The organism is Klebsiella sp. R390, assembly GCF_051131745.1.
In the GTDB taxonomy this organism is placed as follows: Bacteria; Pseudomonadota; Gammaproteobacteria; order Enterobacterales; family Enterobacteriaceae; genus Klebsiella.
Window position 1 is genome coordinate 3,243,249 of record NZ_CP180445.1, and the last position, 13,645, is coordinate 3,256,893.

General features: G+C 55.7%; 10 protein-coding genes. 4 read left to right on the plus strand and 6 right to left on the minus strand.

Going from position 1 to position 13,645, the window contains the following annotated elements; translation table 11 throughout:
- Positions 1–14: 14 nt before the first annotated feature.
- Together ACMYSP_RS15130 and gltB are read right to left on the minus strand one after the other, a co-directional pair.
- A complete protein-coding gene (locus tag ACMYSP_RS15130) occupies positions 15–1,433 on the minus strand; it encodes a glutamate synthase small subunit (RefSeq protein WP_434582891.1) in 1,419 nt (472 codons plus the stop codon).
- 9 nt (positions 1,434–1,442) lie between these two features.
- Positions 1,443–5,903 carry a glutamate synthase large subunit gene (gene gltB, locus ACMYSP_RS15135; protein ID WP_434582892.1) on the minus strand — a complete coding sequence of 1,487 codons (4,461 nt, stop codon included), beginning with the start codon at positions 5,901–5,903 and terminating at the stop codon, positions 1,443–1,445.
- A 675-nt stretch (positions 5,904–6,578) separates the two neighbouring features.
- Here gltB and ACMYSP_RS15140 point away from each other — a divergent pair.
- The 4 genes from ACMYSP_RS15140 to mtgA all read left to right on the plus strand — a co-directional run bounded on the left by ACMYSP_RS15140 (position 6,579) and on the right by mtgA (position 11,548).
- Positions 6,579–7,514 carry a TIGR01212 family radical SAM protein gene (locus ACMYSP_RS15140; protein WP_434582893.1) on the plus strand — a complete coding sequence of 312 codons (936 nt, stop codon included), beginning with the start codon at positions 6,579–6,581 and terminating at the stop codon, positions 7,512–7,514.
- 84 nt (positions 7,515–7,598) lie between these two features.
- Complete coding sequence (gene arcB / locus ACMYSP_RS15145) at positions 7,599–9,938, plus strand: aerobic respiration two-component sensor histidine kinase ArcB (RefSeq protein ID WP_434582894.1); 2,340 nt, start codon at positions 7,599–7,601, stop codon at positions 9,936–9,938.
- Between the two features lie 231 nt (positions 9,939–10,169).
- Positions 10,170–10,823, plus strand: coding sequence for an isoprenoid biosynthesis glyoxalase ElbB (gene elbB / locus ACMYSP_RS15150; protein WP_434582896.1), 654 nt, complete (start codon positions 10,170–10,172; stop codon positions 10,821–10,823).
- Positions 10,820–11,548, plus strand: coding sequence for a monofunctional biosynthetic peptidoglycan transglycosylase (gene mtgA / locus ACMYSP_RS15155; protein WP_434582897.1), 729 nt, complete (start codon positions 10,820–10,822; stop codon positions 11,546–11,548). The genes elbB and mtgA overlap by 4 nt, the downstream gene beginning before the upstream one ends.
- Before the next feature lie 63 nt (positions 11,549–11,611).
- Here the strand turns inward: mtgA and npr are convergent, their stop codons facing one another.
- From npr to hpf, 4 genes are all read right to left on the minus strand, one after another.
- On the minus strand, positions 11,612–11,884 hold the full coding sequence (npr, locus tag ACMYSP_RS15160) for a PTS phosphocarrier protein NPr (RefSeq protein ID WP_123756299.1): 273 nt from the start codon (positions 11,882–11,884) through the stop codon (positions 11,612–11,614).
- Positions 11,881–12,735 carry an RNase adapter RapZ gene (rapZ, locus tag ACMYSP_RS15165; RefSeq protein ID WP_434582898.1) on the minus strand — a complete coding sequence of 285 codons (855 nt, stop codon included), beginning with the start codon at positions 12,733–12,735 and terminating at the stop codon, positions 11,881–11,883. Before rapZ ends, npr begins: the two co-directional genes overlap by 4 nt.
- Before the next feature lie 45 nt (positions 12,736–12,780).
- Complete coding sequence (gene ptsN / locus ACMYSP_RS15170) at positions 12,781–13,269, minus strand: PTS IIA-like nitrogen regulatory protein PtsN (protein ID WP_434582899.1); 489 nt, start codon at positions 13,267–13,269, stop codon at positions 12,781–12,783.
- 70 nt (positions 13,270–13,339) lie between these two features.
- Positions 13,340–13,627 (minus strand): ribosome hibernation promoting factor, encoded by a 288-nt coding sequence (gene hpf / locus ACMYSP_RS15175; protein ID WP_123756302.1) that lies wholly within the window; start codon positions 13,625–13,627, stop codon positions 13,340–13,342.
- Positions 13,628–13,645 lie beyond the last annotated feature (18 nt).

A 13,645-nucleotide genomic window follows, 5' to 3' on the forward strand; every position in this document is an offset into this window, starting at 1 on the left:
TCCAGGCAGGGGCATTACACTTCCAGGTAGTTCAGGATCCCGTCAGCCGCTTTACGACCTTCGGCAATGGCGGTGACCACCAGATCGGAACCACGCACGATATCGCCGCCAGCAAAGATTTTCGGGTTGCTGGTCTGGAACGCATTTTCATTGCCTTCCGGCGCGATAATACGGCCCTGAGAATCCAGCTCAACGTCGTGCTTCGCCAGCCACTCCATGCTGTGCGGACGGAAACCAAACGCCATGACTACCGCATCAGCCGGAACCACGTGCTCGGAGCCGGCGACGATTTCTGCGCGACGACGACCCTTAGCATCCGGTTGGCCCATCTCAGTACGCGCCATTTTCACGCCACATACTTTGCCGTTAGCATTCACTTCAACGCCCAGAGGCTGAACGTTGAACTGGAACTCGACGCCTTCTTCACGCGCGTTTTTCACTTCGCGGCGGGAGCCAGGCATGTTTTCTTCGTCACGACGATAGGCGCAGATGACATGCGATGCCCCCTGACGTACGGAAGTACGCACGCAGTCCATCGCGGTGTCGCCACCGCCCAGTACTACGACACGTTTGCCTTCCATGTTGACGTACGGCTCGCTCGCCGTTTCGCCAAAGCCCATGGTTTGCTTGGTGTTAGCGATCAGGAACGGCAGAGCATCAAAGACGCCGTTTGCCTCTTCGTTTTCCAGCCCGCCGCGCATGGACTGATAGGTCCCGACGCCGAGGAACACGGCATCGTACTCTTTCAGCAGGTCGTCGAGCTGAACATCCCGGCCAACCTCGACGTTGAGTTTGAACTCAATGCCCATGCCGGTGAAGATTTCACGACGACGGGTCATGACCTCTTTCTCCAGCTTGAATGCCGGGATGCCGAAGGTCAGCAGGCCGCCGATTTCCGGGTGACGGTCGAAGACCACCGCTTTGACGCCGTTACGGGTCAGGACGTCTGCGCAAGCCAGACCTGCCGGGCCCGCTCCGACGATGGCCACGGTTTTACCGGTGGCCTTCACGCCGGAGAGATCCGGGCGCCAGCCCATTTCGAACGCTTTATCGTTGATATAGCGCTCGATGTTACCGATAGTCACCGCGCCGAATTCATCATTCAGCGTACAGGACCCTTCGCACAGGCGGTCCTGCGGGCAAACGCGCCCGCAGACTTCCGGCAAGGTGTTGGTCTGATGCGACAGCTCAGCCGCTTCAAAAATACGTCCTTCATTAGCCAGCTTCAGCCAGTTAGGGATGTAGTTGTGGACCGGACATTTCCATTCGCAGTACGGGTTGCCGCAGGACAGGCAGCGGTCTGCCTGTGCTTTGGCCTGGCCTTCTGAAAATGGCTCATAAATTTCTACAAATTCAATTTTGCGTATCTTCAGCGGTTTCTTTGGCGGATCAACGCGCTGTAAGTCGATAAACTGGTATACGTTCTGGCTCATCTGAATTCCTTACTGCGCCTGCACACGCAGCTCTGCTGCGCTACGACTACGGTGACCCAACAGTGCTTTAACATCGCTGGACTTAGGTTTAACCAGCGCGAATTTCGCTGCAAAGGCCGGCCAGTGGGCCAGGATCTCTTCGCCGCGAGACGAACCGGTCAGCTGCACGTGTTCGGTAATCAGACCACGCAGATGCTCTTCATGGATAGCCAGAGAGTCAACGTCCAGCACTTCCACCAGTTCGGGGTTCACACGTTTACGGAAGTCTCCGTCTTCATCCAGTACGTAAGCAAAGCCGCCGGTCATCCCTGCGCCAAAGTTGACGCCGGTTTTACCCAGAACACAGACAATACCGCCGGTCATGTATTCGCAGCCGTTATCGCCGATGCCTTCGACCACGGTGATGGCGCCGGAGTTACGTACTGCAAAACGTTCACCCGCACGGCCTGCGGCGTACAGACGACCACCGGTCGCACCGTACAGACAGGTGTTGCCGATGATGCTCGCTTCGTGGCTGCGGAAGGCTGAGCCTACCGGAGGACGAATGGAGAGCAGACCGCCTGCCATCCCTTTACCGACGTAGTCGTTGGCGTCACCGGTCAGGTGTAGCTCAACGCCACCGGCGTTCCATACGCCGAAGCTTTGGCCCGCGGTACCGCTGAAGTGCGCGGTGATAGGATCGGCCGCTAACCCCTGGTCGCCATGGGTCTGGGCAATATAGCCGGACAGCGAGGCGCCAACGGAGCGGTCGGTGTTACGGATATCGAACCAGAAGGTTTTGCTCTGCTTGCCGTCGACGAACGGTTTTGCCTGCTGCAGCAGCTGCGCGTTCAGCACCCCGTTATCAAACGGCGGGTTGCTTTCGGTGCAGAACAGCGCTTTGCCTGGATGCGGCTCGGCGGTTTCCAGCAGTTTGCTCAGATCCAGCTTCTGTTGCTTCGCGGTAAAGCCGTCCAGCACTTTCAGCAGGTCGGTACGACCAATCAGGTCGACCAGACGCTTCACGCCCAGCTCGGCCATCAGCTCGCGGGTTTCGCGGGCGATGAATTCAAAGTAGTTGGTCACTTTGAACGGCAGTCCGTGGTAATGGTTCTTACGCAGTTTGTCATCCTGGGTTGCTACGCCGGTTGCGCAGTTGTTCAGGTGGCAAATACGCAGGTATTTACAGCCCAGCGCGACCATCGGGCCGGTACCGAAGCCGAAGCTTTCTGCACCGAGAATCGCCGCTTTGATGATATCAAGGCCAGTTTTCAGACCGCCGTCCACCTGCAGGCGAATCTTATGACGCAGACCGTTGGCGACCAGCGCCTGCTGGGTTTCCACCAGGCCGAGTTCCCACGGACAGCCAGCGTATTTCACCGAAGAGAGCGGGCTGGCACCGGTACCGCCATCATAACCAGCGATGGTGATGAGGTCGGCATAGGCTTTTGCCACGCCGGTGGCGATGGTGCCGACGCCAGGTTCAGAAACCAGCTTCACGGAAATCATCGCTTTCGGGTTGACCTGTTTGAGGTCGAAAATCAGCTGCGCCAGATCCTCGATAGAGTAAATATCGTGGTGCGGCGGTGGCGAAATCAGGGTGACGCCCGGAACCGAATAACGCAGTTTGGCAATATACGGCGTGACTTTGTCACCCGGCAGCTGCCCACCTTCGCCCGGCTTCGCGCCCTGAGCCACTTTAATCTGGATAACATCGGCGTTGACCAGGTATGCAGGGGTAACGCCGAAGCGACCGGAAGCAACCTGTTTAATACGCGACACTTTATTGGTGCCATAGCGCGCCGGGTCTTCGCCACCCTCACCGGAGTTAGAGAAGCCGCCGATGCTGTTCATGGCTTCCGCCAGCGACTCATGCGCTTCCGGGCTCAATGCACCGATAGACATCGCGGCGGTATCGAAGCGTTTGAACAGCTCTTTTGCCGATTCAACCTGGTCGATACTGATAGCATTCTCGCCTGGATTCACTGCCAGCAGATCGCGCAGCGTCGCGGCCGGACGTTCATTGACCAGCTTCGCATACTGCTGGTAATCGCTGTATTCACCGCTCTGGACAGCCTGTTGCAGGGTACGCACCACGTCCGGGTTGTAGGCGTGATATTCACCACCATGAACGTATTTCAGCAGGCCACCCTGCGCCAGCGGCTTACGGACCAGCCACGCGCGTTTGGACAGATTCAGCAGATCCTGCTGGAAGTCATCAAAGCCGGCACCGCCGATACGGCTGACAACGCCGAGGAAGCACAGGTCGGAAACTTCACGATGCAGGCCGACAGCTTCGAACAGCTTCGAACAGCGGTAAGAGGCGATGGTCGAGATGCCCATTTTGGACATGACCTTGTACAGGCCTTTGTTGATACCGTTACGGTAGTTCAACATCACTGAGCGGTACGCTTTATCAATCGCTTTGCTATCGACCAGTTTTGCCAGCGTTTCGTAGGCCAGGTACGGATAGATAGCCGTGGCGCCGAAGCCCAGCAGCACCGCAAAGTGGTGCGGGTCACGGGCGCTGGCGGTTTCAACGATGATGTTAGCATCGCAGCGCAGGCTCTTATCCACCAGACGGGTCTGGATCGCGCCAACCGCCATCGGGGCCGGTACCGGCAGACGATCTTTGGCGATATTACGGTCGGAGAGCACCAGCAGAACGGTACCGTTACGTACCATCTGCTCGGCTTTATCACACAGCGCTTTCACCGTTTCGGCCAACGTGGTTTCGGTGGCGTTAAAGGTGATATCCAACGTATCGGCACGATAGTGTTCTTCTTCCATCGTGGTCAGCTGTTTGAAATCGGAGTACAGCAGGATCGGCGATTTGAAGCTCAGACGGTGTGCCTGGCCTTCCGCTTCGCAGAAGACGTTCATTTCACGGCCGATGCTGGTGGCCAGCGACATCACGTGCGCTTCACGCAGCGGATCGATCGGCGGGTTGGTTACCTGCGCGAACTGCTGACGGAAGTAGTCGTAGATAATGCGTGGCTGGCTGGAGAGCACAGCAAACGGGGTATCATCGCCCATTGAGCCGACGGCTTCCTGGCCATTTTCACCCAGCACGCGCAGCACGGAGTCCAGCTCTTCAGCGCTGTAGTTAAACTGTTTCTGGTAGCTGGAGAGGGTATCGTCATCCAGCTGACGGCTGCCAACGTCTTCGTCAGGCAGGTCTTCGAACGGCACCAGACGGCGGACGTTTTTCTCCATCCACTCTTTATACGGATGGCGGCTTTTCAGGTCGTCATCGGTTTCCGCGGAGTGCAGAATGCGGCCTGCGCGGGTATCGATAACCATCAGTTCGCCTGGGCCAACGCGGCCTTTTTCCACCACTTCGTCAGGCTGGTAATCCCAGATACCGACTTCTGATGCACAGGTGATCAGCTTATCTTTGGTAATGACGTAGCGCGCCGGACGCAGACCGTTACGGTCGAGGTTACAGGCTGCGTAGCGACCGTCGGACATGACGATGCCCGCCGGGCCATCCCACGGCTCCATGTGCATGGAGTTAAAGTCGAAGAAGGCGCGCAGCTCCGGATCCATATCCGGGTTGTTCTGCCAGGCTGGTGGCACGAGCAGACGCATGGCACGCACGATATCCATCCCGCCGGCCAGCAGCAGCTCAAGCATGTTATCCATGGAGCTGGAGTCGGAGCCGGTTTCGTTAACGAACGGCGCCGCATCGTGCAGATCCGGAATTAACGGAGTCTGGAATTTATAGGTACGCGCGCGCGCCCACTGGCGGTTACCGGTGATGGTGTTGATTTCACCGTTATGTGCCAGGTAGCGGAACGGCTGTGCCAGCGGCCAGCGCGGAACGGTGTTGGTGGAGAAGCGCTGGTGGAACAGGCAAATTGCCGACTCCAGGCGCAGGTCCGCGAGGTCCAGGTAAAAGCGCGGCAAATCTGCCGGCATACACAGACCTTTATAAATATTCACCAGGTTCGACAGGCTGCAGACGTAGAAATCTTTATCTTCCTGCAGGCGCTTTTCGATGCGGCGACGTGCGATGAACAAACGGCGTTCCATATCGCGCGGGCGCCAGCCTGCCGGAGCGTTAACAAAAATTTGTTCAATACGGGGCAGCGAGGAGAGGGCGATTTCACCGAGAACCCCTTCGTTGGTCGGCACATCGCGCCAGCCAACAATAGACAGGGTTTCACATTGTAATTCTTCTTCAACGATGCGGCGCGCCGTAGCCGCCAGTTCAGGATCCTTATTAAGGAATAACATCCCGACGGCATAATTTTTGGCTAAACGCCAGCCGTTCTCCTCCGCAACGATACGGAAGAAACGATCGGGTTTTTGCAGCAGCAAGCCACAACCGTCGCCGGTTTTACCATCGGCAAGGATCGCGCCGCGGTGCTGCATTCGGGCCAGTGCGTGTATAGCGGTACGCACTACCTTGTGGCTAGGTTCGCCTTCTATGTGGGCGATCAGGCCGAAACCACAGTTATCCCTCTCAAGGGATTTATCGTACAACATATCAGTGAACCTCCCCAGGCTCTACGGGACACCCTCCGATACCGATTGCGCACGGGCACAGAAAGAGCATGGCGACGGGGTGGTTTGCACCTCGCATTCGCCCTCTTTAAATCCTTTTCGCATCGGTACGCAAGTTTGAGGACTTGCTGTAAGAGGGAATCTCAATTACTGCATAAATATGATGAGCAGAGTGCTCATCCAGAAAGCTTCCAGCGGATTCCCAACTTATCGGGAATCGGCACTTACGTCAAATGGCAATCTTATTTATACAAAAATGTGCTATGAGATACTTAATGTTATGATTGTTAAGGAAAATAAGGAGTTTTAAACAACAATGAAACGCAGCGGAAAGCATATTCTAGTGTGATCTGTCTCACTATATCGATAGCTTATCATTATCGTTATATGCTGAACTGGCTATTTATAGCAGAGTATTCATCTGCCTGTTCCTTGCGTGGTGGGGAATAACACTGTTTTTTCCCCTGATGAAGATAATGGCAATCCAGGGCTTAAGTATAAGGAAAAGTCATTACCGGATGGGTGAATGAAATTGCAGTTATCTTGAGTGGTTATGCAATGAGGTGTGCGGCCGCACTGACGATTGATCCAGGTCATCGTCATCGGTGGCTAAAAATGGCAGGCTTGGCCCCTTTCTTAAGGCCGGTCTATCAGATTATGCAGTTACAAAAATTAGTCAATATGTTTGGTGGGGATCTTTCGCGTCGCTATGGCGAAAAAGTCCATAAACTGACGCTGCATGGCGGGTTTAGCTGCCCGAATCGCGATGGCACTATCGGCCGTGGAGGCTGCACCTTCTGCAATGTGGCCTCATTTGCTGACGAAGAGCAACAGCATCTCTCCATTGCAGAACAACTGGCGCATCAGGCGCAGCGCGTGAATCGAGCAAAGCGTTATCTGGCCTATTTCCAGGCGTACACCAGCACCTTTGCGGAAGTACAGGTCCTGCGCAATATGTATCAGCAGGCGGTGAGCCAGGCCAATATTGTTGGGCTCTGTGTCGGCACCCGCCCGGATTGTGTCCCGGAAGCGGTGTTAGATCTGCTGAGCGGTTACCACGAGCAGGGCTATGAAGTCTGGCTGGAGCTGGGCCTGCAAACCGCGCATGACAAAACGCTGCAGCGGATTAACCGCGGCCACGATTTTGCCTGCTACCAGCGAACGACCCGCCTGGCGCGTGAACGCGGGCTGAAAGTGTGCTCACACCTGATTGTCGGGTTGCCGGGCGAAACCCAGGCGCATTGCCTGCAAACTCTGGAGCAGGTGGTGGATACCGGCGTTGATGGCATCAAGCTGCATCCTCTGCACATTGTGACCGGTAGCACGATGGCGAAAGCCTGGCAGGCCGGGCGTCTGAAGGCCATTGAGCTGGAGGAGTATACGGTCACCGCCGGCGAGATGATCCGCTCCACGCCGCCGGAGGTGATTTATCACCGGATTTCTGCCAGCGCTCGTCGCCCGACGCTACTGGCGCCGCTGTGGTGCGAAAACCGCTGGACCGGCATGGTAGAACTCGACCGCTATCTGAATCAGCACGGCGTGCAGGGCTCGGCGCTGGGGCGTGCCTGGACGCCACCTTCCCTCCAGGAGTAAGGGGGTTCGCATTTTTCGCACAACTTACAGCGGTTTGCTCAGAATTGGGTATTATTGTGCGGAGTTGTCGCGAAGGAATCCCTTATGAAGCAAATCCGTATGCTGGCGCAGTACTATGTTGACCTGATGATGAAGTTGGGTCTGGTGCGTTTTTCCATGCTGTTGGCCCTTGCACTAGTGGTGCTGGCGATTGTCGTGCAGATGGCCGTTACCATGGTGCTGCATGGCCAGGTCGAGAGTATCGATGTTATCCGCTCCATCTTCTTTGGTCTGCTGATCACGCCCTGGGCGGTCTATTTTCTATCGGTAGTTGTTGAGCAACTGGAAGAGTCGCGGCAGCGTCTCTCCCGACTGGTTGAAAAGCTTGAGGAGATGCGCGAACGCGACCTGAAGCTCAACGTGCAGCTTAAGGACAACATTGCCCAGCTGAATCAGGAGATTGGCGAACGTGAGAAAGCGGAAGCCGAGCGCGAAACGACCCTTGAACAGCTGAAGATTGAGATGAAAGAGCGCGAAGAGGCGCAAATTCAGCTAGAGCAGCAATCTTCCTTCCTGCGCTCTTTCCTGGATGCCTCCCCGGATTTGGTTTTCTATCGTAATGAAGACAAAGAGTTTTCCGGCTGTAACCGCGCTATGGAGTTGCTGACAGGGAAAAGCGAAAAGCAGCTTATTCACCTGAAACCTCAGGATGTCTATAACGAGGAAGCGGCGGTAAAAGTCCTCGAGACGGATGAGAAAGTCTTCCGCCATAACGTCTCCCTGACCTATGAACAGTGGCTGGATTATCCCGACGGGCGCAAAGCCTGCTTTGAGATCCGCAAAGTCCCCTACTATGACCGCGTGGGTAAACGCCGGGGGCTGATGGGCTTTGGCCGCGATATTACGGAACGTAAGCGCTACCAGGATGCCCTGGAACGCGCCAGCCGCGACAAGACCACTTTTATTTCCACTATCAGCCATGAGCTGCGTACGCCGCTGAATGGCATCGTCGGGCTGAGCCGTATCCTGCTGGATACCGACCTGACCGGCGAGCAGGAAAAATACCTCAAGACCATTCATGTGTCGGCGGTAACGTTGGGGAATATTTTCAACGATATTATCGACATGGATAAGATGGAGCGCCGTAAGGTTCAGCTGGATAACCAGCCGGTCGACTTCACCAGCTTCCTGGCCGACCTCGAAAACCTCTCCGGCCTGCAGGCACAGCAGAAGGGGCTGCGCTTCGTGATGGATCCGACGCAGCCGTTGCCACATAACGTGGTGACTGACGGAACGCGTCTGCGGCAGATCTTGTGGAATCTTATCAGCAACGCCGTGAAATTTACGCCGCAGGGCGGAAATGTCACCGTCCGCGTACGTTACGATGAGGGGGACATTCTGCACTTTGAAGTGGAGGACTCCGGTATCGGTATTCCCCAGGCGGAGCAGGATAAGATCTTCGCCATGTACTATCAGGTAAAAGACAGCCACGGCGGTAAACCGGCAACCGGGACCGGGATTGGCCTTGCCGTGTCGCGTCGTCTGGCACGCAATATGGGCGGCGACATTAATGTCTCCAGTTTGCCAGGACAAGGGGCGACGTTTACGTTGACCGTGCATGCGCCTGCGGTGGCGGAAGAGACGGAAGACAGCCTGACTGATGATGAGATGCCGCTGCCGGCGCTCAGCGTGCTGCTGGTCGAAGATATCGAGCTTAACGTGATCGTCGCGCGCTCGGTGCTGGAGAAACTGGGTAATACCGTGGACGTCGCGATGACCGGTACCGCGGCGCTGGAGATGTTTAAACCGGGCGAATATGATCTTGTCTTGTTGGATATCCAGCTTCCGGATATGACCGGCCTGGATATTTCCCGGCATCTTAAACAGCACTTTGCAGCCGATGAGCTGCCGCCGCTGGTGGCGCTGACGGCGAATGTGCTGAAAAACAAAAAAGAGTATCTCGATGCCGGCATGGACGATGTCCTGAGCAAGCCGCTATCGGTGCCGGCATTAACCGCCATCATTAAAAAATTCTGGGATTCCCCGGAAGAGGATGAGTGCGAGATGCCGGAGGTTGATGCGAGTAAAGCCTCTTCGGTGCTCGATATTCCAATGCTTGAGCAGTATATCGAGCTGGTCGGGCCGAAGCTTATCAACGACGGCCTGGCGGTGTTCGAGAAGATGATGCCTGGCTATATGGCGGTGCTGGAGTCTAATTTGACCGCCCGTGACCGCAAAGGCATCGTGGATGAAGGGCATAAGATCAAAGGCGCGGCGGGCTCTATCGGCCTGCGTCATATTCAGCAGCTCGGACAGCAGATTCAGACCCCGGACCTGCCAGCGTGGTCAGATAACGTTGCTGAATGGGTTGAAGAGATGAAGTCAGAGTGGCAGAACGATGTGGCGGTGTTGAAGGCGTGGGTGGCGTCGGCACCAAAAAAATGACCCCGGATAAACCGGGGTGCGCGAACACTGCGCCAACACCAGGGAACTGGTCGTTGCGCCAGAATTTTTAGAACGAGTTATATGCAGCGCAACCTGAGGATTCGGTTTGCTCGCTCATTAAGATAGCAAACCTTAAATTATTTGTTACGTGAATCAGTTAAATATGTGAAGCAATGCGAGTAAATCAAAATTTTTGACTGGTTTCAGTAAGTTGTACTAAGGAGTGGGCGTATGAAAAAGATTGGTGTGGTACTGAGCGGATGTGGCGTGTATGACGGGACGGAGATCCATGAAGCGGTCATTACCCTGTTGGCGATTGCCCGTGGTGGCGCGCAGGCCATCTGTTTTGCGCCGGATAAAGCCCAAACGGACGTTATCAACCATCTGACCGGCGAACCGCTGGGTGAAACGCGCAACGTGCTGATTGAGGCGGCGCGTATTGCCCGTGGCGATATCCAGCCTCTGGCCAGCGCCCGGGCCGAGGCGTTAGACGCGCTGATTGTTCCCGGTGGCTTTGGCGCGGCGAAGAACCTCAGTAGCTTTGCCTCGCAGGGTGCTGAATGCCTGGTTGATAGCGACCTGAAAGCGTTGGTGCTGGCGATGCATGAGGCCGGAAAACCGCTGGGCTTTATGTGCATTGCCCCGGCGCTGCTGCCGAAAATTTTCTCTGTGCCCTTGCGGATAACTATCGGCACCGATCTCGATACTGCTGATGTGGTGGAAGAGATGGGCGCGGAACACGTGCCTTGCCCGGTCGATGACATTGTGGTCGATGAAGAGAACAAGGTCGTGACGACCCCGGCCTGGATGCTGGCACAGAACATCGCGGAAGCGGCAAGTGGCATTGAGAAGCTGGTGGCTCGCGTACTGGTTCTCGCTGCATGAGTGTTCGTCGCCTGTCGCCGCTGCGGATATTCAAGCGCGTGCTGCTGCGTATCCTGATGATTGGGGTGGTGATGTGGGGCGGGGGAATCGCACTCTTTAGCGTTCTGCCGGTGCCCTTTTCCGCCGTCATGCTGGAGCGGCAGGTTGGCGCATGGTTGCACGGTGATTTCCACTACGTTGCCCATTCGGACTGGGTCAGCATGGATGAGATATCACCGTGGATGGGGCTGGCGGTTATTGCGTCAGAGGACCAAAAGTTTCCCGAGCACTGGGGCTTTGATGTGTCGGCGATAGAAAAAGCGCTGGCGCACAATCAACGCGAGGAAAATCGCGTGCGCGGTGCCTCGACGCTGTCGCAGCAGACGGCGAAAAACCTGTTCTTGTGGGATGGGCGCAGCTGGTTGCGCAAAGGGCTGGAGGCCGGACTGACGGTGGGTATTGAGACGGTGTGGAGTAAGAAACGTATCCTGACGGTCTATCTGAATATTGCCGAGTTTGGCGAAGGGACGTTTGGTGTTGAAGCCGCCTCTCAGCGTTTTTTCCATAAGCCAGCCAGCAAGCTAACCGCTTCGGAAGCCGCGCTTCTGGCGGCGGTACTGCCTAACCCGATCCGCTTTCGCGCCGATGCGCCGTCCGGCTATATTCGCAGCCGCCAGGCGTGGATCCTGCGTCAGATGCGCCAGTTAGGCGGAGAAGGGTTTATGCGGACGCATAAGCTGGACTGAAACAGGACAGGGAGCGTGAGCCCCGGTCAGCATCGCGCGGCCGGGGAGTGCATCAGATAAAGGCTAATCTTCGTCAAAACCGGCGTTGAACAGCGCAATGACCGCCGCCAGCGCCTCTGCTTCCTGCGGACCGTTGGCCTCAATCTCAATTTGCCGACCCTTTGCTGAGTCGAGCATGAGCAAGGCAATCACACTATTGGCTTCGGCTTCCGTGCCTTCATCATTGCGCAGCAACACTTCTGCGTCATAATTTTGCATCAGCTCAAACAGCTTCATCGCCGGGCGGGCGTGCATACCCAGCTTATTCGTGATTTCAACGGTCTGCTTTACAGTCATGATTTGCGTTTTTCCAGCGTCCGATGGCGAGACTGCACATTCTTGCCGCGTGAGCGGAAGTAGTCAGCCAGTTGCTCGGCAATGTAGACCGAGCGATGTTTACCGCCGGTACAACCAATAGCCACCGTCAGATAGCTGCGATTATTGGTCTCCAGCATCGGTAACCATAGCTCAAGATAGCTGCGGGTCTGGTAAATAAAATTGTGAACTTCCGTGTGCCGGTCAAGGAAGGCCGCCACCGGTTTATCCAGCCCGGTCATTGGACGCAGTTTGGGATCCCAGTGCGGGTTGGGTAGGAAGCGCACGTCGAAGACATAATCGGCATCAATCGGGATGCCGTGCTTAAACCCAAAGGATTCAAAGACCATGGTCAGTTCGCGCTCACGCTTACCGAGCAGGCGCGTACGCAGCATTTCTGCTAGTTCATGCACCGACATTTCGGAGGTATCGACGATCAGGTCTGCTCGGGAACGTAACGGTTCCAGCAGGGCGCTCTCTTCGTCAATTGCGCTTTCAAGCGACAGATTCTTGCTCGACAACGGGTGCAGACGGCGCGTGTCGCTATAGCGGCGGATCAGCGTGTTACGGTCGGCATCAAGGAACAGGAGCTGAGGTGAAAACGTCTCTGGCAGGTTTTTCATGGCCTGCTCAAAGATCTCCGGTGATTCCGGCATATTGCGCACGTCAATGCTGACGGCTGCTGACATGTTTCTGTCGGCCAGCGAGCGGGCCAGTTCGGGCAGCAGCACAACCGGCAGGTTATCTACGCAGTAGAAACCCATATCTTCCAGTGCCCGCAGGGCAACGGATTTCCCCGAGCCTGAGCGGCCACTGACGATCATCAGTACCATGTACCGTTTCTCCTCAGTACGATAAAGAATGAAGTGCGACTCTCGTTAACTATCATCGCTGCTTCCTGCTTCGGTGATGATCTCATACAGTTCTTCATCGCTTTGCGCTGCGCGCAGGCGACGACAAATGGTTTTATCTGCCAGCCGCTTCGCCACCAGCGACAGCGTATGCAGATGGGTCTTGGTCTGATCGGCCGGCACCAGAAGTGCAAACAGCAGGTCGACCGGCTGGTTGTCGATGGCATCAAATGCAATCGGGGTTTCCAGCTGGACAAATACGCCAACCGCACGCAGCGTATCCTCTTCGAGCTTGCCATGAGGAATGGCGATCCCATTGCCAATCCCGGTGCTGCCCATTTTCTCGCGAGTGAGAATAGCTTCAAACACCAGTTGGGGCGGTAAACCTAACTGTTTAGCCGCCAGCTCACTGATGATTTCCAGCGCGCGTTTTTTGCTCTGGCAGTGAACCTGGCTACGGGTACATTCCTGGTTAAGGACGTTGCTCAGTTGTAGAGCCGAATCGTTGTTCATCATAATTTCACCTGAGCGCCCCTTGCCTGCTACCCATTAAAGCGGGTAACAGGCGAGAGCAACGCCCGGACAATTAGTGTTGTTTTAGTTTATCTTTATGTTTTGTTAACTGTCTTGCCAGCTTATCGATAAGACCATCGATAGCGGCATACATATCCTGCCCTTCCGCACTGGCATGGATTTCGCCACCGTTGACATGCAGATTGGCATCCGCAATTTGCGTTACCTTCTCTACTTTTAACACAATGTAGACCTGATTGATCCGGTCGAAAAACTGCTCCAGTTTGCTGAACTTCGCGTTAACGAAGTCGCGCAGTGCAGGGGTGATCTCGACGTTGTGTCCTGTAATGTTGAGCTGCATAGTGTCTTCCTTATCGGT

What these genes read in the sequence shown, in the direction of transcription:
- ACMYSP_RS15130 (WP_434582891.1), bottom strand. Translation starts at nt 1,433, where the DNA reads ATGAGCCAGAACGTATACCAGTTTATCGACTTACAGCGCGTTGATCCG.
- gltB (WP_434582892.1), bottom strand. Translation starts at nt 5,903, where the DNA reads ATGTTGTACGATAAATCCCTTGAGAGGGATAACTGTGGTTTCGGCCTG.
- ACMYSP_RS15140 (WP_434582893.1), top strand. Translation starts at nt 6,579, where the DNA reads ATGCAGTTACAAAAATTAGTCAATATGTTTGGTGGGGATCTTTCGCGT.
- arcB (WP_434582894.1), top strand. Translation starts at nt 7,599, where the DNA reads ATGAAGCAAATCCGTATGCTGGCGCAGTACTATGTTGACCTGATGATG.
- elbB (WP_434582896.1), top strand. Translation starts at nt 10,170, where the DNA reads ATGAAAAAGATTGGTGTGGTACTGAGCGGATGTGGCGTGTATGACGGG.
- mtgA (WP_434582897.1), top strand. Translation starts at nt 10,820, where the DNA reads ATGAGTGTTCGTCGCCTGTCGCCGCTGCGGATATTCAAGCGCGTGCTG.
- npr (WP_123756299.1), bottom strand. Translation starts at nt 11,884, where the DNA reads ATGACTGTAAAGCAGACCGTTGAAATCACGAATAAGCTGGGTATGCAC.
- rapZ (WP_434582898.1), bottom strand. Translation starts at nt 12,735, where the DNA reads ATGGTACTGATGATCGTCAGTGGCCGCTCAGGCTCGGGGAAATCCGTT.
- ptsN (WP_434582899.1), bottom strand. Translation starts at nt 13,269, where the DNA reads ATGATGAACAACGATTCGGCTCTACAACTGAGCAACGTCCTTAACCAG.
- hpf (WP_123756302.1), bottom strand. Translation starts at nt 13,627, where the DNA reads ATGCAGCTCAACATTACAGGACACAACGTCGAGATCACCCCTGCACTG.